This is a genomic window from Paenarthrobacter sp. (genome assembly GCF_031180005.1).
Taxonomy (GTDB): domain Bacteria; phylum Actinomycetota; class Actinomycetes; order Actinomycetales; family Micrococcaceae; genus Arthrobacter.
Genome location: NZ_JAPSHI010000007.1, coordinates 21,598 through 40,437 on the forward strand (window position 1 = coordinate 21,598; position 18,840 = coordinate 40,437).

The window sequence follows — 18,840 nt, forward strand, 5'->3', positions numbered from 1 at the left end:
AGGACTCGTTTCAGGGGTGTTTCGAAAGTTTCCCACAGGAAACTTTCGGTGTGTTGCGGTTTACATTTTGTGCATGTTCCCTGTTTACCAGAGAGCAAACTGTTCAGCTGTACAGGATTTAGGTTTTGCAGGCTAGCGTGATCTAGTCATGTGGCCCGTGGCACACCACTGCGGCCAACCTCAAAACCAAAAGGACGGCGCCGATCCATGCACGCTGACCAACAGCTTTCAAAGTCCCTCAAGCCCCGACATCTGTCTATGATCGCCATCGCCGGCGTCATCGGCGCGGGCTTGTTCGTCGGTTCGGGCGCCGCTATCCAGCAGGCCGGACCGGGCATCCTGGTGGCCTACCTTGCTGCGGGCCTCGTGGTCATTCTCGTCATGCGCATGCTTGGTGAGATGGCTGCTGCCAACCCGGAGACCGGCTCGTTCTCCACGTATGCCGACAAAGCGTTAGGCCGTTGGGCCGGATTCAGCATCGGCTGGCTCTACGCCTGGTTCTGGATCATCGTGCTCGGCATCGAAGCCACCGCCGGTGCGGCCATCATGCATCGCTGGGTTCCGGGCGTTGACCAATGGGTCTGGGCACTCATTCTCATGGTGCTCCTCACGCTGACCAACCTCGGCTCAGTGAAGTCCTACGGCGAGTTCGAATTCTGGTTCGCGTCCATCAAGGTAGCTGCAATCGTCATCTTCCTGCTGGCAGGAATCGTGGCCATCCTCGGCTTCATGCCGGGCGTCTCCGCACCTGGCGTCGCCAACCTGCTGGAGCAGGGCGGCTTCATGCCGAATGGGCCGGGCGCAGTCCTCGCGGGCATTCTCGTTGTGGTCTTCTCCTTCTTCGGCGCGGAGATCGCAACAATTGCTGCCGGCGAATCCGAGAACCCGGTGGACGCCGTCAAGAAGGCCGTGAAGTCCACTGTGTGGCGCATCCTGATCTTCTACATCGGCTCCATTGCCATTGTGGTGACTTTGCTGCCGTGGAATGACGCCTCCGTCGCCAAAAGCCCGTACGTTGCAGTCATCGAGCTCTACGGAATCCCGGGCGCCGGCACCATCATGGACATTGTTGTCCTTACCTCGGTGCTCTCCTGCCTGAACTCGGGCCTGTACACCGCCAGCCGCATGCTGTTCTCGCTCTCGCAGCGCGGCGACGCTCCCAAGTCCTGGATGAAGATCTCCAAGCGTGGCGTGCCTGCCGCGGCAGTTCTCGCTTCCACCGTGGTGGGCTTCCTCACCGTCGGCGCGAACTACATTGCCCCGAACTCGGTGTTCCTGTTCCTCGTGAATACCTCGGGTGCCATCGCGTTGTTTGTCTGGTTGGTCATCGCGAGCTCACAGCTCATCCTGCGTAAGCGAATGGGCGCGGCCGCCAAGGATCTCGACCTCAAGATGTGGTTCTTCCCGTACCTCACCTGGATTGCGATCGGCGCCATCGTGGCTCTCATCATCGGTATGGTCATTATTGAATCCACCCGTGAATCGCTGTTCCTGTCGCTGGCCTTGGCCGCGATTGTGGTGGGCATCGGCGTGCTGCGCTATCGCGGTAAAGGAAATACGCCTGCCACTCCAGTTCTTGGCCGGGAAGCCGAACGCGCCAAGATCGGTTCCTGACCGCCGTCGCCTTTTCTGCAGCGGGGCAGCCGCCGTTAATGTTCGACGGCGGCTGTTCCGTTTCGTTTTATTGCTCGGCTTGCTCGCTGTGTTTTTTGGCGGCCTGCAGAATGCCGTCGCGTACACCCGCACGGATCACGTAGTACAAGAAATAGAGGGCGATCGCGGAGAAGACAACTGTCAGGACCAGAGCGTTCAGGGGTGTGGCATCCATGGCCCCAACCCTAATGGGAGGCTCCCGGGTCAACAGGAATCCACAGATTGCCGTTCTTCGTGTTAGTGTTTTTGACGCTGTCAAGGAGAATAACGAAACATGTTCTCCTGATCACCTTGCGCGGGTGGCGGAATGGCAGACGCGCTAGCTTGAGGTGCTAGTCCTCGAAAGGGGGTGGGGGTTCAAGTCCCCCTCCGCGCACACGAATAAACGGGAGAGCCCCCTGCGATGCAGGGGGCTCTCCCGTTTCACGAGGTGGACACTCCGCGCGGCGCGCCACCGTAGGACATCCAGCTTCCCGGCCTGAGGGTCCTCCCGACCACAGGTTCACTGCACGTGCGCCGGTGCCCAGGTGGCTGTAAACGCACCCCACATCAGCGGGGAATGCGCGTTGGACCCGGTAGCCGCCCAGCGTTCGGCCTGGTCGCGCTGCCACGCGCCCAACGCCAAGATAGGCTCCGGCTGCTCTTGAGCGTGATCAATCGCCGAGACGGTCGAAGCGAAGACCGGCTCGTCAATGCCCGCCACTGCGGAAAGGCCATCGTCTGTGGGCAGGGTCCAGCGGGTCGCCGTGACATGTTCGGCACCGTGTCTGACCATGGCTGAAACAAGGCCCACCGGTTCGGCGAACCGCTGGTCGCCACCGGACTCGCACGCGATGAGCGCGACCCGCGCAGGTATTCGCCACGGCCCCTCGCCCTTGGACCCAAATGCCAGGTCGGAGGCGGCCAGCGGGCGATGCGCGCCGATGGGCGCGGCACGTCCCGGTGTGTCAGCGCCGTCTGACAGGTGCAGCCGCACGTCGAGGCCGTGCCGGGCGCTCGACACGTGGCCGACGTACAACAGCCGATCCGCATCTTCCAGCAGACCGCGGAGGCGACCACGGCCGATCGACCCGCCGATCGCCGGGTCGGCACCACGACGCCGCTCACCGAGCCGCCGAACCAACTCCGCCACCGGGGAGTCTGCCCCCTCGCGGAGGACCCGGCCGAGCACGCCCCCGGGTACCTTTGGATCGAGCACAGCGACCACCACGCCGGCGGGGTCGTATGCCGAGACTTTCCGTCCGATTGCGTTGCGCACGCCCGCCGGCGGCAGCATCGACACATCGGCTTCATGCACCATGCGGCGCCCCCCGTCCACCAAGAGCGTCTCCCAAGGCACCCGGCCGAGCGACGGCGACACCTGGACCCGCAGGTGGGGGCGGATGCCGCGTTCGAGCAGGTGGTTGACCTCGGCGGCGAGCGAGAACGGGATCAGTGCCTGCGCCAGCTTGGAAGACAGTGCAGCCTCCCGCTCCGGGTCCCCGAACGGGCCCGCGAAAGCACGCTCCAGGGAGCCCCGCACATCCTCACCCGCTTTCTGCGATGGAATGGCGTCATCGAGCTCGTCGAGCACCGGTTGCACACGCTCCCGAGGCATCGCGATAGCCCGTGGCTGGCCTGGATCGTGCTCCCAGCGCCAGGCCAGGTAGAGGTCGCCGGCGTCGACGAACTTAAGCTGCACGCGCGGCTGCCCGGCAATATCTGCACTCACCACGCTGAGATCGGGCTGTGGTTCCCGGTTTCTTCCCATCGCACTCACCACGCGTCGATCACCTCATCCGAGCGGATGCGGAGCCTGTATCGTCGTTCGGACTCTGCGATCCAGAGGTGGAACGCACCACTACCGTCCGGGAGACCACGCAGCCTCGGGGGGAGGCTGAGTTCTAGGCCGTCCTCCTCGGCCTGCAGGGTGGCATTCTGATCTGCTCCGAAGCCCGCCGTGAGAGCGAAGTCCGAGCCGAACGGAGAGTGCGCCTGTGCGAGCAGAGGCAGGCTCTTCTGTTCCGCCGTCGTGCCGCCGGGTTCAAGGGTGGACGATGACGCTGCGAACTCGATCAGTTCGATTGCGAGCCGGGTGTGCTGCATCGCTGTGATGATCTGCAACGCAATGGAGAGCGCAACCGACGCAACCTCCGTCACCCACCGCTCCCGGACGGGCCCCGGCGCGAATTTCGCGCGCATCGCGTCGGTTGCCAGAGCCGCCGGCAGGGCCAGATTCAGTGCGACGTCAAGACGGCGCTGCTTCTCAGATGCGCGGATCGCAGCGGAGGCTGCCAAATGCGCGATTCCCGCCCGGCGCACGTCGATGCGTGCGAGCTCGTGCATTGCCCCCTGTGCCTCACAAAGGGTGCGGGCCTGAAGGTAGGACTTATCGCTGTCGTAGAAGCGCATTGCTCCTGCGTGGATGTCGCCGAGCAGCAGATGCGTCTCGATCTGGGCCGCGATGGCGCCCTGCGCGGCGAAATTGCTGAGTGCTTGCCGAGCGAGTTTACGTGCCGGCGTGAACTTCCCGCGGGTAAAGAGCACGGCCGCGCGTCCGATTTGGCATCCCGCCGCCCGCCGGGGGTCGCCCCCGCGCTGATACCCTTCTGCGGCAGCGGCGAAGTGCTCTTCGGCCGCAGCAATGTCACCTTGCTCCAGCAGCATCCTGGCGAGATTCTCGCCGGCTTGCGCCGCGGACGCGGGATCGGTCGCTTGCAGTTGCCTCGACAGCCGCATCTGATCGCGCGCCAGCGCTCGATCACCGGTCCGGTGCGCGAGAGCGGCCAGCCCGGCATAGCCGTAGGACGCCACCCGGGGCTCGTGGGCGAGGGCTATCTCAATTGCGCGCCTAAATTCCGTATCAGCTTCCTGGAAATGTTCGTTAGACAGCAGCGCATTGGCGCGGGTGTTGTGCAGCCCGAATCGCAGCAGAGCGGGGGTCTCTTCGTCGAAGGCCGACTCAGCTGCGGCGAGGTCTGCGCAGCCGCCGGCGTGGTCGCCGCGAAGTGCCTTGGTCTGGGCGCGGTTGATCAGGCAGCCGATCCGCACGTCCACCGTGCGGCGCTCGGAGCCCAGCACCGCCTCGGCCCTCTTGCACAGTTCGATTGCCTCTGTCGCCAGTGCGATGGATTCCTCCAGATCCGCCTTCGCCTCGGCGACTGCGGCCAGATTGGAGAGCGCGCGGGCACGGATGTCCAAGCCGGCGGCGTCCACATCATCCATGAGGGTCGTCTCGAGGATTCGACGCGCTGCCGGTTCAGATGCCGTAGCGCCCCCGGATGCGTAGGCCGCGGTCATCTCGGCGAATATCGCCTCAAGATGCCGCCAGCGTTCGGAGCCGCTGCCCGGCCCGCGCAGTCCGAGTGGCTCGTAGACGCTCATGCACGCACCGCTGCTTCGCGCTCGGCCACGGTGGTGAACGCGCTGCCCGCGCTGCCTTCGCCTGCCTCAGTGAGTGCCCGGGCCAATGCCTTCCGTGCAGCGTCGATGAGCGCTGCTGAGTCGACCCTCCAGCCATCGCCGTAGCCCGGTGAAGCGATGGTGAGCGTGCGCTCCTCGGGGCGTGTAAGCAGTATGCCCGACGGTACCGTCGCCCGGCCGGAGAAGCTTGCCCCATTGGGCACGAGTTCCAGCGAGACACCGGCGAAATCGGCCCCGAGCGGTTGCGGCGCACTTTCCGATCCGCGTCTTGGTGCCCGCTCGACCGCCACTTCGATAACGGTCACTCCGTCGATGAGGTGGACGCTCCAGCGTGCTTCCGCGGCCGCATCGGCCGTTCCTGGCGCCACGCGCGAGAGGTCCAGTGGAGCGGAGCCGGCCGCGATCGGCCTGGTCGAGTCCGTCCCGACGTCGACGGCTCTCATCGCGCCCGCGGCGAGGGCGAATTCGCCCTGCGCGCCCTCGGATGCCTCAGCGCGAATCGGATCGAGGCCGATACCGCGGTCATCCGCACTCGATCGGATACGTTCGATGAGCTCCGCGACTACGCCTGGCAGCGATGGCGGCACCTCATTCTCGAGATACTCCGCGGCGCGCAAGCCCTTCTGTAGTTCGTCGTCAACCCCGTAGGAGTCGTCCAGCAGATGTTCGAGCTCCACCAGCTCAGCAGCCTCCTGCAGGTCCAGCAGCCTTGTATCCAGAGCTGGGACGGCAGCACGATGGGATGCCGGCCACCACGACCGTGCCCACCGACAGCGGGCCACCACTCTGGCCGACTCGAGCGCCGCACCCGGCACGGCCGCGAACGGACTCGAATCAGCCGCGAGCAGCGCCGTGGTTACCTCCACCCCATAGATTTGCCACGCCCATTCCGTCGCGAGAACCGGATCCCACACGATCGCTGCCGGGAGCGCCTCCTCAGTGACGACATCCCAGACCAGCACGGCGCCGGCTGCCTCCAGGATGGCACTGAACTCCGGCCGCGTTGCCGGGCTGCCCAGCACGAGCCCGTCGTCCGTTCTGGTCACGCGCACTGTCATGCGGTCGCCTCCAAGAGATCGCGGGCGATAGCGGCCTTCACACGACTCCGGCGATCGAGGATTACCGAGCGCATGGCGCCGTCGATCAGCTGCCAAGCTTCGTTGGCGAGCACTGGTTCGGCTCGCAGCTCCCGCCCGTGCAGGCGCGCCCAGAGCCGCCGCATGATGGCCTTGCGCACGTGCTTGGTCTCAGAAGCGGGCTCACCAAGTCTCAGCGCCCGACGCACGAACGGCTCGCGGTGCCAGCGCGCAAGCAGACGCTCGCCTGCGTCCGTCCGCTCCGCCCACGCCGCTTCCGCATCGTCCTCCGATGCCAGAAGGCTGGTGGCGAGGGAAGCTGCGAGCAGCAGCACCCGGTGTGACTCCTCGGCCAGCTGCCAGCCTCCGGCCGAGCGTTGGATCTCAGCTGCTACCAGATCCTCCACCTCAATACCGCTGTCAGCGATCGCGGTATAGGAGGCGAACAGGCGCTCGAGAATGGATCGGTCGAAGGGCAGCGGCAGCGTGGACTTCGACGCCGAGACGCCGGGTTCCGGCGCCTCCGGGAGGTCCAGATCGGTCAGGCCGAGGTGGCGCGCCGTGCCCTTACGCATCAGCGGCACGGCACTCGCCGATCCGGCGCCGGCCTTCACCAGCGTCATGAACTCCTCAGCAGCACCGTGCTCCTGCGCACAGACTTCGAGGAAGCGGATCACCCGATCCCGAGGGACGGCAGGCGCCGGGCACTTGGCCGCGACCCAAACCTGTTCGACGGCGCGGCGCACCTCACGGCCGACGCGTGGATCGGAGAGATGGGCGCGCAATTCGGCGAACGCCAGCCGCGTGCCGTCGTGAATCCCGGCCAAGGTGTGTGCGGCAACGCCGTCGGCATCCGCCTCCGGTGTGCCATGCAGGCGCGCGAGCTCGTACGCCCGCTGGAAGTAGAGTTCTTGCGGGTTGCCCTCCGTGATGCCCGCCCGACGGCGCTCTCTCTTCAGCAGCAGGAACCACGACGCGGCCGCGGCCAGGTCGTGTCCGGCGGCGCTGATAGCCGCCCGCAACCTTGCGGCGGCCTCGAGTGAGAGCAGTGCCGGTGCCAGTTGCGGGTTCTGTGCGGGACGCAGTATTAGAGGATCGAGCACCAGTTTCACGGTCCGGGCCAGAGGTGACCCCGTGCGCCCGGTGAACGGTTCGACACCCGCCAGCCCGGACCAGGCCTCGGCAATAGCAAGGGTTCGCGGCACGCCGATCCCCGGGTGCGGGGAGGGTGACGCGACGATGCTCACGCTCCCCACTGTATCCGCACATCAAAACCTGTGATCGGGAGGCAGGGGCGGCGCCCTATCGTCGGGTACGAAGGATGCAGGCCGGTCGATCAAGGAGGGCACCATGCTCAGTACCATCAGTCAGAGTAGCGTAGCGGCCGCGCCACAACGCCCGCGGCGCCGGCTCCTCCTCCTCGGCGGACCGCTCGCCTCACTGATCCTCTTCTGCGGGCTGTTCTTCGGACTCTCCTGGCTCGTGATGCCCGAACCGGAGATCTCGGTGAGTGAGGCCGTCGCCGTGACCACGCTGGGAGGAAGGGAGGTGGTGGTCGCCGCATACTCCCGCAGTAGTTCGCGCGGCATGTTTCAGCTCATCTTCCAGCCCATGTTCCAGACGCGACTGGCCGCGGTAGACGCTGACACCGGTGAACACGTCTGGGACGTCCGGCTCGACGAGAGGGTCTCGAACGACGTACGCGTGCTCGCCGCAGGAACGGGGCGGGTCTACGTCGCAGGCCGCGATGGGCTGCACATTCGCTCGCTCGCGGACGGATCTGCCGTTGCGCAGCCGGATGTCATCGAAGGCCTCGGTGACGAGTACGTCCCAGAGCTGGGCGCGTACGACGTCGACACCGAGCGCGGTCATGTTGTCGCGATCGACCAGTCGGGCGAGCTGTGGCAGATTCCGATCGGAAAAGACGCGGCTGAGCCTGCGGATCAGTCGACCACCAGCACCTGGGGCCCAGTGCTTGCCGATGATTTCAGGTTTGCCCTTGATCTTCCGGACTACGCAAATGCCGCCCGTGTTGACGCAAGCACCACCATCGCCAGCCAGCCCATCAGCACGGGCGCGCTCAAGGATCGGCTCGAGCTGAGCAGCGACTCGGGCGTCCAAACCCTCGGCGACATGGACTTCTTCGAGGCACGTTTCGTGCTCGACGGCGGGCGGAGTCAGGCCGCGGCTGAGCGGGATCGCCCGGAGGACGGCATTACGGAGCTCGCCGCCGGTAGTGGTTCCGGTTACGTCATCGTGGTCTCGGCGACGAATGCTGGTGGCAGCGCCTACCGGGTGGACACGGTCGACCTCAGCACTGGTGCTGTGCTGGGAAGGGCCGGCCTCGAGGTGGGATACACGGTTGGCGGCGGATACTCCGGAGAGAACCTGGTGGCGTTCACCGCGGCGTCGGCCGATCGTTCGTATGGCAAGGGAATCATCGTGGTGGTGTCACCTGACGGCAGCATCCGCGCGTTCCCCATCGGTGCGACGAACTTCTTTGGCTGGCCGCAATGAAAGGGACTCCAGTATGAGCCTTGTTGATCCGGATGCCGCAAAACGCGATCGTGCCCGGAGGCTGCCTACGCTACGCGATCTTATTCCGTGGGCGATTGCCTCATTCGTGGGTGGCGCTCTTCTCGCCTTTGGACTCACGGGGATGTCCGGTGCCGGTGAACCGGACTTCACGGAATCGCCCATGACCCGGTTCGTTGTGATGATGCCGCTCCTGCCCGTCGGCGGGATTCTGGTGGTGCTGTCCTGGGTCGCGTGGGTGAGTCGCGTTGCCCGCAACCCAACGCTCCCGGGTTGGGCAATCCCTTCAGCGCTTAGTTTGCTTGGAGCAGCGATCGGGGCATCGGTCTCCCGCTCCAGGAGTGAGCTGATCGGGGAACCTCGCGCTAACCTCACGGTGTTATTGCTGCTGGCGGGAGCCGTGGTGCTTGGCATTTTGGCCATTTTTTCGTGGGTCCGACGCAGGGCCCGTCTCGATGGTGCCGCTCAGATGATGCGCACCGGATCGCGGGCGCTGGGGACGGTCACAAATCAGGGATACACCCACTTTTCCGAGTCAAGCCGGATCCTTACGCAGGTGACGTACTCGTTCGTGGATGGCGCAGGGGACCAGCGGTACCTGAAACGCGCAGCGATCATCGAGGCGGGCGATCCGATCGTCAATGGTGAAATGGTGGACGTCTGGTACGACCCAGGCGCGCCGGGAGACGAGAGTCGCATCGTTGTGAAACGTCGATCCCAAGGCTGATAGCCCTCAGCGACCAACCCGGCAGACAGTGTGGTTAGGCGCCCGGTCGCGGGGCAAACATGATCACGCCTACGCCCACTATGCAGATTGCAGCTCCGACGACGTCCCAGCGGTCCGGCCTGAAGCCATCCATGAGCATTCCCCATGCAAGCGAGCCGGCAATAAAGACGCCGCCGTAGGCCGCGAGGACCCGGCCAAAGTGTGCGTCCGGTTGGAAGGCCGCGAAAAAGCCGTAGATGCCGAGGGCCACTATGCCAAGTCCCGCCCACCACCAGGCTTTGCCTTCGCGCACGGACTGCCAGATCAGCCAGGCCCCACCGATCTCTGCGACGGCGGCCAAAATGAAGAGAATGATGGACTTCAGGACGGTCATATCCCCAGTATTCCGTGCTGCGACGCCAAGTTATCCACATACGCAACCTGACCGGTTCTGGCCGACGTTCCCGCCGAATAGCTTTGAGTGCAGGAGATGCACTAAGATATTGAAGTCTGTGTTACGCCCTCTTGCCGTGTTTTCGGTCGGGGAGCGCCAACGCAGCATCGCAAATGAACCTCCTGTTACGGAAATACCGTAACCGCTTAGCCCAAAGGAGGTGGGTTCACATATGCGTCCTTACGAATTGATGGTAATCATCGACCCCGAGGTCGAAGAGCGTACCGTAGAGTCGTCGCTTCAGAAGTTCCTCAATGTCATCACCACCGATGGTGGAACCATCGAAAAGGTAGACATCTGGGGCCGTCGCCGTCTGGCGTACGACATCAAGAAGAAGTCCGAAGGTATCTACGCCGTGGTGAACTTCACCGCAGCACCGGCTACCGCCAAGGAACTTGATCGCCAGCTGTCTCTCAACGAGACGATCATGCGCACCAAGATCATCCGCCCTGAAGACCAGAAGGTCGTTGCTGAGTAATCAGCCCCTTCCAGATCTTTACCCCGAAGGAACGAACAAGGAGGCAGTAGATGGCAGGCGAAACCACTATTACGGTCATCGGTAATCTCACCAATGACCCCGAGCTGCGGTTTACCCCGTCTGGCTCAGCAGTAGCGAACTTCACCATCGCTTCTACTCCCCGGACCTTTGACCGCCAGTCCAATGAGTGGAAGGACGGGGAAACCCTGTTCCTCCGTGCATCGGTATGGCGCGAAGCAGCCGAGAACGTAGCAGAGTCCCTCACCAAGGGCATGCGCGTCATCGTTTCCGGCCGTTTGAAGAGCCGTTCTTACGAAACAAAAGAAGGCGAGAAGCGCACCGTAATCGAGCTTGAGGTCGATGAAATCGGCCCGAGCCTGCGTTACGCAAACGCCAAGGTCAACCGTACCCAGCGCTCCGGCGGCGGGCAGGGTGGCTTCGGTGGCGGTAACGCCGGTAATTCCGGTGGCTTCGGAGGTGGCGCTCCTGGTGGAAACCAAGGCGGCGGCAACTCCGGTGGAACCTGGGGCGGCAACCAGCCCGCACAACAGCAGGATGACCCTTGGGCGACGCCCGGTGTCAGCAACGCTGGCGGCTGGGGCAACGGCCCGGATTCCGAACCTCCCTTCTAAACACCAAATAAACGTCCGACGCCGGACGCTCGCCGGAAGTGCCGAAAGGCACCATGGCGACAACCGCCGTCGAACACCACCATCCCGTGGATCAATATCCACGGGCTCCATAGAAAAGGAGCTCCACGATGGCTAAGGCTGAACTCCGTAAGCCCAAACCAAAGTCCAACCCCTTGAAGGCCGCTGACATCACTGTCATCGACTACAAGGACGTAGCATTGCTGCGCAAGTTCATCTCCGACCGCGGAAAGATCCGCGCTCGTCGCGTCACTGGCGTTACCGTTCAGGAACAGCGCAAGATCGCCCAGGCAATCAAGAACGCCCGCGAAGTTGCTCTGCTGCCTTACTCCGGCGCTGGCCGCGGCTAAGGGAAGGGATTAACTAACATGGCAAAGCTCATTCTGACCCACGAAGTAACCGGTCTCGGTGCTGCTGGCGATGTCGTCGAGGTCAAGGACGGTTACGCACGTAACTTCCTGCTGCCCCGCGGCTTCGCTCTGACCTGGAGCAAGGGTGGCGAGAAGCAGGTTGAGTCCATCAAGGCTGCTCGTGCCGCTCGTGCGCACGCTTCTGTTGAAGCTGCACAGGCACAGGCCCAGGCTCTGTCCTCCAAGAAGGTCAAGCTCGAGGTGAAGGCCGGCGAGTCCGGTCGTCTCTTCGGTACCGTCAAGCCTGCTGATGTCGCCGCTGCTGTTGAGGCCGCTGGCCTCGGCGCCATCGACAAGCGCAACGTTGAACTGCCGAACCACATCAAGTCTGTTGGTTCGTACACGGCTAACGTTCGCCTGCACGAGGATGTTTCTGCTGTCATCGACCTCGAGGTCGTAGCCAGCAAGTAGTCTCTGACTGCACCTAAAGGCCCCCGCTACCGGATTCCGGTGGCGGGGGTCTTTTATTGCCATCTCGACGCCGTGATTTACGGAGTGTGGAGCTCTTCCATGACGTGCTTGTAGCCGGTGCGGATCATTTCGGCCAGGACGTCCCGGTCCACATCGTCCAGCTTGTTGACGTAGAGGCAGGCGGCCCCGGTCTTGTGTATCCCGAGTTCGGGAAGCAGGCGGTCGGCATCTGGGCCGTAGGTGAGCCCGTACAGTGCCAAATTTCCCTTGCGCGGTGAGAATCCGACGGCGGCTGAGTCACCTTCGCGCCCGGTCTCGTATTTGTAGTGATAGCTGCCGAAGCCAATGATCGACGGCCCCCACATGACGGGTTCCTGGCCGGTAATGTCACGCATCATCTCCAGCAACTCGAAGCCGTCCTCGCGCCGCTTCGGGTGCTCCACTGCGGCCAGGAATTCTTCCACGGAGACGTCCGTAGGCTGTGTCTTGTTCTCTGCCATAGGGGTAGTTTCGCAGACGCGGGAAGGCTGCGTCAGCAAAAACCGGCCAGCACCCGATGATAGCCTTCACCGGTGAGTTCAGAAGCCCTGCGCATTCGCCCGTTCCACCAGGTGGACGTCTTCTCTGACGTGCCTTACCTCGGCAACCCATTGGCCGTCGTCGTTGATGCCGAAGGCCTCAGCACGGAGACGATGCAGCACTTCGCTAACTGGACCAATCTCTCCGAGACCACGTTCCTCCTCCCGCCCACTGACCCCCAAGCGGACTATAAGGTGCGGATTTTCACAGGCAGCGAGGAGTTCCCGTTCGCCGGTCACCCCACGCTCGGATCAGCGCACACGTGGTTGCAGGCCGGGGGAGTGCCTAAGACTGACGGCGTTCTGGTCCAGGAATGCGGGGCGGGTTTGGTGAGGGTAAAGCACGACGCCGGTCGCTTGGCATTCGCTGCACCACCGCTGACCCGCTTCGGCCCGGTGGATGATGATGTTCGGGCGCAGCTCGCTGCCGGCCTGCGGTTGACCAAGGATGCTTTGCTGGATGCATCGTGGCTGGTCAACGGACCTAGGTGGATCGGCGTGCTTCTGGGCTCTGCGGACCAGGTCCTGACCATTGAACCGGATCTTGTTGCCATGGGCGACCTCAAGGTCGGGGTGATTGGCCCCCACGAGCCGGGTGCCGCCGTCGACTTTGAAGTCCGCACCTTCATTCCGGGCGACGCCATGGTGGAGGACCCGGTGACGGGCAGTTTCAATGCCGGGGCAGCTCAGTGGTTGATTGGCAGCGGCCGTGCCCCTGATGAGTACGTAGCCGCTCAAGGTACTGTCCTAGGCAGGGCTGGCAGGGTCCACATCAAAGCTGAAGACGGAGAGATTTGGGTTGGTGGAGCGTCGGCCACCTGCATCGAAGGTACGGTGCTCCTCTAACGTCCAGCCGGTTCCCCGGATAGATCTGGATCCTCAACCCTAAGGACAATGACGATGCCTGAGAAACCCGCGACAGTGGACGAGTACATCTCAGCCCAGCCTGCGGCCACCCAGCAGATCCTTGAGGAAATACGGCGGACCATGCACGCTGCCGTGCCGGATGCCGGGGAGATGATTAGTTACGGCATTCCCACCATCACCATTGGCGGGCACTACGTGGTGTATTTCGCTGCCTGGGCGCACCACATCTCCGTCTATCCGGTCCCTCGTGGTGATGAAGGTTTAGCCGTGGAGCTGGCCCCCTACCTGTCCGGCAAAGGGACGTTGAAATTCCCGCTGGCCAAAGAAATTCCCTTGGATCTGATAGCCAGGGTTGCTGCCCAACTGGCAGCAGGGAAGAGATAAAGGTCCCCGACTTCTCCGTTGAGGGCTATCGTGACAAACTCAAGGAGCTGGACAAACAAATGAGAGCTTGCCGCCCCTTCATCGCTCGCTCCACCCGGCACCTGATTGACGCCCTGCGCATTGGGTAGAAGTTAAGCGGGCGCACCTAGGAGGAGCACGTATGGATTCTGCACGGACCTTTGAGTCGATTGTCATCATCTTCAATCCCAACAGCACAGGGGACGCGCCTGAGCTGGCGCAGCAACTGCACGACAGGCTCAAGGAGCTGCTCACATATCAGCCGGAAATAGTACTCCAGCCCACTGAGCACGCCGGGCATGCCGTGGACCTGGCGCGGGAAGCAGCCTCGAAGGGCGGTGACGTCCTGGTGGTCTCGGTGAGTGGCGATGGTGGCTACAACGAGGTGGTTAACGGTGTGATGCAGGCCGGGAACCCACGGGCCGTCTGCGCGGTCAGGGCCGCCGGCAACGCGAACGACCATAGCCGGATCATCGCGACTAAATCTTTGGAAGAGGCCATCGCCGAGGGGCATGTCCACAACATTGACCTTCTCCGCATTCACACAGGCCAAAAAGAGAATGAGCCCCTTGAATACGCGCATTCCTATATCGGATTTGGCCTCACCCCCGTGGTTGCCACTGAACTCGAAAAGGGCAGCAAAGGTGCTCTTAAGGAAATGGTCGCTGTTATCCAGACCTTCTCCAAATTCGAGCCCTTTGGCATCCGCTTGGCTGATGGGAAGCGCCGAAAGTTCGACAGTCTTGTCTTCGCCAACATCAATGAAATGGCCAAGTACGCCACGTTGAGCGAAGCAGAGGACCACCCCTCGGATGGGAAATTCGAGGTGATCGTCTTCCCGCACATGCCCAAATGGCGCACTGTCCTCACTGCGCTAAAGGCCACCACCCAGGGCCTGGGCGATCAGCCGAGTGTGAGTAGCTACGAATTCACCACGCTCAAGCCGCTGCCGTACCAAATGGACGGCGAAGTGAAGTCCGTAGGGGCCAACGTCAAGGTCAAAGTGGAGTGCGCTCCCCGCGCCCTGGCCACCCTCGGCTAGGCCCTTAGCCTGCGCAGGCGTCCGTGATGAAGTCGTAGATCCGGCTGCGCAGGTCGTTCGGCGCTGCAACCTTCAGTACTCCCTTTCTTTCACCAATGGCGACCCTCAGTGGCAAGAGGGTACCCACTTTGTCTTCTGCAACAGCATGCGGATCACAACGGGCCGGGCGGATGGTCAATGGGATTTCTTGCCTGTCCGCGCGCACGGCGACATTCCTGGGCCAGGGGGCAGCGGGAGGTTGGGCCAGTAACGTGGTTTCATCGATCGATGCAATAGTGAGGCTTTGCCTTGTCCCTCCCGGCGTGGCTGGCGTGATGACAAGGCGTACGACGGCGGTGCGACCGTCAGCGGCCAGTTCAAGTCCCGGGTCCAAGACGATTGTTGCCACGGCGGCTGCTTCCGCTGCGATGCATAGCTCGTAGGCGTTCCTTTCCAGGACGCCGAATGGATCGGATGCGCTCGTGCTCACCATCACAGGGTCCTTGCCAGGCGTCGAGTGGGTGACATCGGCCTTGAGTTCCGTTGACTCGTCCGCGGACGTATTGCACGTTGCCGCGGGCAACACAGCAGGAACGCTCTTGGGCTGACGGGGTGGTAGTTCAAGGCTGCCCGCCGACGGCTCCCAGGAGATGTCTCCTTCAAATAGGGGAGAGTGCAGCCGTGCGCCGGTCACTGTCACGGGTGAATCCGTGGTGTTTGTGAGCTGTATTTGGATGGCTTGCTTGCCGTATTGATCCCGTGATTGATTGACCTCCACGGTGATGGGTCCGGACATTTCGCTGGGTGTCGGCGATCCGGTATTGCCGGAGCCGCCCGAGTTACATCCGGCCACAAGCGGCATGGCCATGGCGAGAGCGGAACTCACCGCAAAAGAACGCCACCGCCAGCTCATCATGCGATCAGTGTAGGTCGAACGTCAACAACCCCGAGTCGGATAGCAAGAGCTGAGTCGTTCAGCCCGGTACGATGTCCCCACCTAGACCGGAATTCCATGAATTAGAAGACGAAAGGCGATGTTGATGTCATTCCAGGCTTATCTCGACGCAATTGAAGACAAAACCGGACTCACCCCGCGACAACTGGTTGAAATTGCGGAAACCAAGGGATTCAACGACCCCTCGGTTAAGGCCGGGGTGATTCTTGAATGGCTTAAAGCCGATTACGATCTTGGCCGTGGCCACGGAATGGCGCTGGTGCACGTCATTAAAAAGGGGCCGAAGATCGACAACAAGCACGTTGGTTCGGACGGGACCCACGGAGACGATTCGGACACGCTCTGGCTGGATGGGAAGGCCAGCAAGCCAACTCCCTGAAACATGGTGGCGAGCCTACAGTAAGCATGCTTAGCTTGGTGTCAGGCCATTTCCTGATGTGTATGCAGAGAGGAACACCATGTCTACCGTGACGCAGCTGTTCAAGTCCCCTGCCGCCGACATCTGGAAGGTCATTGAAGATGGTTGGCTCTATTCCGGCTGGGTTGTGGGTGCCTCAAGAATCCGTGCCGTGGACGAGCAGTGGCCACACGTGGGGGCAAAGTTGCACCATTCAGTAGGCTCCTGGCCTTTCCTTATTGATGACAGCACCCGGGTGACAAGCATGGAACCCGGCCAAAAGTTGGAGCTGCTCGCAAGAGGGTGGCCCTTGGGTGAGGCAAAGGTGCTGATCACCCTTGAGGATCTGGGAGGCTCTCAATGCCGTGTCTCCATCGCTGAGGATGCGGTGCGGGGGCCAGGAAAAGTGGTGCCCAAGGCCTTGCGGGATCCCCTGATTTCCGTACGAAACCGCGAGACCCTCAGGCGCCTGGGGCTCATGGCTGCGGGCGGGGCTGGCCGGAAGAACTAAAGGCAGGGCAGTAGTTACCAGGAAATGGTTTCCCGTGGTCAGTTACCTCCAGCGGAGGCTGGCTGACTACCGGAAGGCTGATTTGCGCCAGGAATGGCCCAGTCAAAGGCTTCAGCTTTGGAACGGGCTCCCTGGGCTGCCTTGGAACGGTTGGGCTCACCCAGTTCCGCCAACAGCTTTTCCGAAAGGACAACCAGTTCCCGGAAAACATCCGAAGTCAGCCACTCGGGACGTGTCGCAAAGAGGATGTCTTCGCTGGAGGTGTTGCCGCTGGCACCGGGCGCGAACGGGCATCCGCCCAGACCGCCCAGGGCGCCGTCCACCATCGCGGCGCCGGCCTGGATGGCGGCCAGTGTGTTCGCTACACCCAAACCCCAGGTGTCGTGGCCGTGGTACACGATCCGACGCGCTGGGGACTCATCCCGCACCCGGGTGATCAGCCGAGATACCTGCGCCGGTACGGCTTGCCCCAGGGTGTCACAGATGACGATGTCCGTGGTGCCCTCCGCCCGGGGATCGTTGGCGATGGAGAGGATGCGCTCCTCCGGAACGTAACCCTCAAACGGGCACGTGAAGGAGGTGGCTATGCACAGCTGGATCTGGCCGTTCACTGCGCGGGTGTACTCAACGGCCAGGGGCAAAGCGGCCAAGCTCTCGTCAGTGGTGCGCCCGATGTTCGCCTTGTTGTGCGTATCCGAGGCAGACAAGCAGTACTGGAAGTTCCTCGCACCTGCGGCTGACGCTTTGACAACGTGACCAGGTGTTGCCACCCAAATCCAGCATTTTTCCAGTTCCTCAGGGGTGAGGGCCTGGACCACTTCCAATGTGTTGGCCATGGTGGGGACCAAGTCTGCGCGGGCCATGGAACCTAGCTCGATCGCGGGCACTCCCAGTCGCAGCAGTTCCCGCACGGTCTCGATCTTCTGCTCTGCGGGTAGGAGCTTGCCGGTGAGCTGGAGCCCATCGCGCAGCGTGACGTCCCGCAAGAGAACGTTGCCCAGCGTTGAGGAAAGGGGGCTTTCAAAGTGGTTCATGGTCGGAGCGCCTCCTCGCAGCCGGAAGCCGCCTTGATCTGTTCGGCGTCCATGTTCAGGAGTCCGCCAAGGATTTCCTGCGTGTTTTCGCCCAGGTCCGGGCCCAGGTTCCGAATGGGCAATGACTGGTCCCCGATCACCGGGACAATGCCCGGGAACCCGACGCCTGGAAGGATTTCCTCGCCCGTGGACACATCGAACTTTTGGATCATGTTGCGGGCGGCGTACTGGCTGTCCGTGCTGATATCAGCAGCAGTGTAAATGGGGCCGGCAGGAACGCCTGCGGCTTCGAGGGCCGTAAGGGCCTGGGCAGCCGAAAGCGTCGCTGCCCACTCGCCTATGGCCTGATCCAGTTCTTCGCGTTTCTCCCAGCGCCCGGCGTTTGTTTGCAGGGAAGGATCCTCTGCGAGGTCCGGGCGGCCGATAGTCTGCATGTATCGCTGGTAAATCGAGTCACCGTTGCCGGCCACCACAATGCTCGCGCCGTCCTTGCACACGTAGGCGTTGGAAGGAGCAATGCCCTCCATGCGGCCACCAACACGTTGCCGGTCCACGCCATACGCCTGGTAGTCCGGGATCAGCGATTCCATCATTGAGAACATTGCCTCGTTCAGTGCGACGTCGATGATGCGCTCGGTGAGCGGAACGGCGCCAGCCGAGTCCCGGCGTCGTGCTTCACGCTGGAACAGGCTCATCATGGAGCCGAAGGCGGCGTACAGGCCCGCGATGGAATCTCCGATGGAGACGCCAACCCGCACCGGGGCCCGGTCCGGGTCGCCCACCAGGTTGCGGAACCCTCCGTAAGCTTCTGCGACGGCGGCGAAACCTGGTCGCTCGGACAGCGGCCCGGTCTGCCCGAAGGCAGAGATGCGGGTGACGATCAGGTCCGGATTGGCTTCGTTGAGGACCTCCGGGGCCAAGCCCCACTTTTCCAAGGTGCCGGGACGGAAGTTCTCCAGCAGGATGTCGCACTTGGCAACGAGCTCCAGCACTGCCTGCTTGCCTGCCTCTGTGCGCAGATCCAGGACCACGGACTTCTTGTTGCGGTTCAGCGTGCGGTACAACATTGACGTGTTGCCCTTGTGCAGGCGCCAGTTGCGTAGTTCGTCGCCGGTCCCGGGCCGCTCTACTTTGATGACTTCAGCTCCGAAATCGGCGAGTAGCCTGCCGGCCGTCGGCGCGGCGATGTAGTTACCGAGTTCCAGGACCCGGACGCCAGCCAGAGGGGCGATTGATTGGTGTGTCATGGTCTTCTTTCGTGCGTGGTCGGCAGGCGGTTGGCGGGGCTGGTCAGTACAGC

Annotated in this window: 22 protein-coding genes and 1 tRNA gene; 13 read left to right on the top strand and 10 right to left on the bottom strand. The window is 62.9% G+C overall.

All coding sequences use genetic code 11. The features are described 5' to 3' along the window. The first annotated feature begins 207 nt into the window (after nt 1–207). Entirely contained in the window at nt 208–1,614 is a 1,407-nt protein-coding gene (locus tag RIF72_RS07065) for an amino acid permease (protein WP_309074136.1), read from the top strand. Between the two features lie 67 nt (nt 1,615–1,681). Here RIF72_RS07065 and RIF72_RS07070 read toward each other — a convergent pair whose 3' ends face one another. Beyond that, nucleotides 1,682–1,828 (bottom strand): hypothetical protein, encoded by a 147-nt coding sequence (locus tag RIF72_RS07070; RefSeq protein WP_309074137.1) that lies wholly within the window; start codon nt 1,826–1,828, stop codon nt 1,682–1,684. 118 nt (nt 1,829–1,946) lie between these two features. Between RIF72_RS07070 and RIF72_RS07075 the strand changes: the two genes are divergently transcribed. After that, nucleotides 1,947–2,029: transfer RNA gene (locus RIF72_RS07075), tRNA-Leu, on the top strand. A 126-nt stretch (nt 2,030–2,155) separates the two neighbouring features. Here RIF72_RS07075 and RIF72_RS07080 read toward each other — a convergent pair. Genes RIF72_RS07080 through RIF72_RS07095 form a run of 4 tightly spaced genes read right to left on the bottom strand, consistent with a single transcriptional unit; the run spans nt 2,156 to nt 7,378 of the window. Further along, complete coding sequence (locus RIF72_RS07080) at nt 2,156–3,367, bottom strand: CHAT domain-containing protein (protein ID WP_309074138.1); 1,212 nt, start codon at nt 3,365–3,367, stop codon at nt 2,156–2,158. Between the two features lie 41 nt (nt 3,368–3,408). Continuing rightward, the gene (locus RIF72_RS07085; protein WP_309074139.1) at nt 3,409–5,016 is read right to left on the bottom strand and encodes a tetratricopeptide repeat protein; all 1,608 of its coding nucleotides are present in this window, start codon (nt 5,014–5,016) and stop codon (nt 3,409–3,411) included. Then, nucleotides 5,013–6,101: a hypothetical protein gene (locus tag RIF72_RS07090; RefSeq protein ID WP_309074140.1), complete on the bottom strand. Its 1,089-nt coding sequence runs from the start codon at nt 6,099–6,101 to the stop codon at nt 5,013–5,015. The genes RIF72_RS07085 and RIF72_RS07090 overlap by 4 nt, the downstream gene beginning before the upstream one ends. Nucleotides 6,102–6,109: 8 nt before the next feature. Then, a complete protein-coding gene (locus tag RIF72_RS07095; RefSeq protein WP_309074141.1) occupies nt 6,110–7,378 on the bottom strand; it encodes a hypothetical protein in 1,269 nt (422 codons plus the stop codon). Nucleotides 7,379–7,481: 103 nt separating this feature from the next. Here RIF72_RS07095 and RIF72_RS07100 point away from each other — a divergent pair, with 103 nt between their 5' ends. Both RIF72_RS07100 and RIF72_RS07105 read left to right on the top strand, forming a co-directional pair. Next, nucleotides 7,482–8,648: a PA2928 family protein gene (locus RIF72_RS07100; RefSeq protein ID WP_309074142.1), complete on the top strand. Its 1,167-nt coding sequence runs from the start codon at nt 7,482–7,484 to the stop codon at nt 8,646–8,648. Between the two features lie 13 nt (nt 8,649–8,661). After that, the gene (locus RIF72_RS07105) at nt 8,662–9,393 is read left to right on the top strand and encodes a DUF3592 domain-containing protein (protein WP_309074143.1); all 732 of its coding nucleotides are present in this window, start codon (nt 8,662–8,664) and stop codon (nt 9,391–9,393) included. 34 nt (nt 9,394–9,427) lie between these two features. Here the strand turns inward: RIF72_RS07105 and RIF72_RS07110 are convergent, their stop codons facing one another. Then, nucleotides 9,428–9,766, bottom strand: coding sequence for a YnfA family protein (locus tag RIF72_RS07110; RefSeq protein ID WP_309074144.1), 339 nt, complete (start codon nt 9,764–9,766; stop codon nt 9,428–9,430). Nucleotides 9,767–9,998: 232 nt separating this feature from the next. Here RIF72_RS07110 and rpsF point away from each other — a divergent pair, with 232 nt between their 5' ends. The 4 genes from rpsF to rplI all read left to right on the top strand — a co-directional run bounded on the left by rpsF (nt 9,999) and on the right by rplI (nt 11,775). Beyond that, complete coding sequence (gene rpsF, locus RIF72_RS07115) at nt 9,999–10,304, top strand: 30S ribosomal protein S6 (protein WP_011776755.1); 306 nt, start codon at nt 9,999–10,001, stop codon at nt 10,302–10,304. A 50-nt stretch (nt 10,305–10,354) separates the two neighbouring features. Beyond that, a complete protein-coding gene (locus RIF72_RS07120) occupies nt 10,355–10,936 on the top strand; it encodes a single-stranded DNA-binding protein (protein ID WP_011776754.1) in 582 nt (193 codons plus the stop codon). Nucleotides 10,937–11,064: 128 nt separating this feature from the next. Then, nucleotides 11,065–11,304: a 30S ribosomal protein S18 gene (gene rpsR, locus RIF72_RS07125; protein WP_003800144.1), complete on the top strand. Its 240-nt coding sequence runs from the start codon at nt 11,065–11,067 to the stop codon at nt 11,302–11,304. Between the two features lie 18 nt (nt 11,305–11,322). Then, entirely contained in the window at nt 11,323–11,775 is a 453-nt protein-coding gene (gene rplI, locus RIF72_RS07130) for a 50S ribosomal protein L9 (protein ID WP_024818808.1), read from the top strand. A gap of 77 nt (nt 11,776–11,852) precedes the next feature. Here rplI and RIF72_RS07135 read toward each other — a convergent pair whose 3' ends face one another. After that, nucleotides 11,853–12,275, bottom strand: a complete 423-nt coding sequence (locus RIF72_RS07135; protein ID WP_309074145.1) for a DUF1801 domain-containing protein — start codon at nt 12,273–12,275, stop codon at nt 11,853–11,855. 72 nt (nt 12,276–12,347) lie between these two features. Here RIF72_RS07135 and RIF72_RS07140 point away from each other — a divergent pair, with 72 nt between their 5' ends. From RIF72_RS07140 to RIF72_RS07150, 3 genes are all read left to right on the top strand, one after another. Beyond that, the gene (locus RIF72_RS07140; RefSeq protein ID WP_309074146.1) at nt 12,348–13,199 is read left to right on the top strand and encodes a PhzF family phenazine biosynthesis protein; all 852 of its coding nucleotides are present in this window, start codon (nt 12,348–12,350) and stop codon (nt 13,197–13,199) included. Nucleotides 13,200–13,253: 54 nt separating this feature from the next. After that, nucleotides 13,254–13,604, top strand: a complete 351-nt coding sequence (locus RIF72_RS07145) for a DUF1801 domain-containing protein (protein WP_309074147.1) — start codon at nt 13,254–13,256, stop codon at nt 13,602–13,604. A gap of 160 nt (nt 13,605–13,764) precedes the next feature. Continuing rightward, complete coding sequence (locus tag RIF72_RS07150; protein ID WP_309074148.1) at nt 13,765–14,664, top strand: diacylglycerol kinase family protein; 900 nt, start codon at nt 13,765–13,767, stop codon at nt 14,662–14,664. Between the two features lie 4 nt (nt 14,665–14,668). Here the strand turns inward: RIF72_RS07150 and RIF72_RS07155 are convergent, their stop codons facing one another. Continuing rightward, nucleotides 14,669–15,559 carry a hypothetical protein gene (locus tag RIF72_RS07155; RefSeq protein ID WP_309074149.1) on the bottom strand — a complete coding sequence of 297 codons (891 nt, stop codon included), beginning with the start codon at nt 15,557–15,559 and terminating at the stop codon, nt 14,669–14,671. Between the two features lie 124 nt (nt 15,560–15,683). Here RIF72_RS07155 and RIF72_RS07160 point away from each other — a divergent pair, with 124 nt between their 5' ends. Beyond that, complete coding sequence (locus RIF72_RS07160) at nt 15,684–15,977, top strand: DUF4287 domain-containing protein (RefSeq protein ID WP_309074150.1); 294 nt, start codon at nt 15,684–15,686, stop codon at nt 15,975–15,977. Between the two features lie 79 nt (nt 15,978–16,056). Then, nucleotides 16,057–16,506, top strand: a complete 450-nt coding sequence (locus tag RIF72_RS07165; RefSeq protein WP_309074151.1) for an SRPBCC family protein — start codon at nt 16,057–16,059, stop codon at nt 16,504–16,506. Between the two features lie 38 nt (nt 16,507–16,544). On the opposite strand, the gene RIF72_RS07170 is transcribed toward RIF72_RS07165, so the two are convergent. Further along, on the bottom strand, nt 16,545–17,540 hold the full coding sequence (locus tag RIF72_RS07170) for a hydroxymethylglutaryl-CoA lyase (protein WP_309074152.1): 996 nt from the start codon (nt 17,538–17,540) through the stop codon (nt 16,545–16,547). Beyond that, complete coding sequence (locus RIF72_RS07175) at nt 17,537–18,787, bottom strand: CoA transferase (RefSeq protein ID WP_309074153.1); 1,251 nt, start codon at nt 18,785–18,787, stop codon at nt 17,537–17,539. Before RIF72_RS07175 ends, RIF72_RS07170 begins: the two co-directional genes overlap by 4 nt. Nucleotides 18,788–18,840 lie beyond the last annotated feature (53 nt).

Bases quoted from the DNA above. Each gene is read 5' to 3' on its own strand.
- RIF72_RS07065 (WP_309074136.1), top strand. From the start codon at position 208: ATGCACGCTGACCAACAGCTTTCAAAGTCCCTCAAGCCCCGACATCTG.
- RIF72_RS07070 (WP_309074137.1), bottom strand. From the start codon at position 1,828: ATGGATGCCACACCCCTGAACGCTCTGGTCCTGACAGTTGTCTTCTCC.
- RIF72_RS07085 (WP_309074139.1), bottom strand. From the start codon at position 5,016: ATGAGCGTCTACGAGCCACTCGGACTGCGCGGGCCGGGCAGCGGCTCC.
- RIF72_RS07100 (WP_309074142.1), top strand. From the start codon at position 7,482: ATGCTCAGTACCATCAGTCAGAGTAGCGTAGCGGCCGCGCCACAACGC.
- RIF72_RS07105 (WP_309074143.1), top strand. From the start codon at position 8,662: ATGAGCCTTGTTGATCCGGATGCCGCAAAACGCGATCGTGCCCGGAGG.
- RIF72_RS07110 (WP_309074144.1), bottom strand. From the start codon at position 9,766: ATGACCGTCCTGAAGTCCATCATTCTCTTCATTTTGGCCGCCGTCGCA.
- rpsF (WP_011776755.1), top strand. From the start codon at position 9,999: ATGCGTCCTTACGAATTGATGGTAATCATCGACCCCGAGGTCGAAGAG.
- RIF72_RS07120 (WP_011776754.1), top strand. From the start codon at position 10,355: ATGGCAGGCGAAACCACTATTACGGTCATCGGTAATCTCACCAATGAC.
- rpsR (WP_003800144.1), top strand. From the start codon at position 11,065: ATGGCTAAGGCTGAACTCCGTAAGCCCAAACCAAAGTCCAACCCCTTG.
- rplI (WP_024818808.1), top strand. From the start codon at position 11,323: ATGGCAAAGCTCATTCTGACCCACGAAGTAACCGGTCTCGGTGCTGCT.
- RIF72_RS07135 (WP_309074145.1), bottom strand. From the start codon at position 12,275: ATGGCAGAGAACAAGACACAGCCTACGGACGTCTCCGTGGAAGAATTC.
- RIF72_RS07145 (WP_309074147.1), top strand. From the start codon at position 13,254: ATGCCTGAGAAACCCGCGACAGTGGACGAGTACATCTCAGCCCAGCCT.
- RIF72_RS07150 (WP_309074148.1), top strand. From the start codon at position 13,765: ATGGATTCTGCACGGACCTTTGAGTCGATTGTCATCATCTTCAATCCC.
- RIF72_RS07155 (WP_309074149.1), bottom strand. From the start codon at position 15,559: ATGATGAGCTGGCGGTGGCGTTCTTTTGCGGTGAGTTCCGCTCTCGCC.
- RIF72_RS07160 (WP_309074150.1), top strand. From the start codon at position 15,684: ATGTCATTCCAGGCTTATCTCGACGCAATTGAAGACAAAACCGGACTC.
- RIF72_RS07165 (WP_309074151.1), top strand. From the start codon at position 16,057: ATGTCTACCGTGACGCAGCTGTTCAAGTCCCCTGCCGCCGACATCTGG.
- RIF72_RS07170 (WP_309074152.1), bottom strand. From the start codon at position 17,540: ATGAACCACTTTGAAAGCCCCCTTTCCTCAACGCTGGGCAACGTTCTC.
- RIF72_RS07175 (WP_309074153.1), bottom strand. From the start codon at position 18,787: ATGACACACCAATCAATCGCCCCTCTGGCTGGCGTCCGGGTCCTGGAA.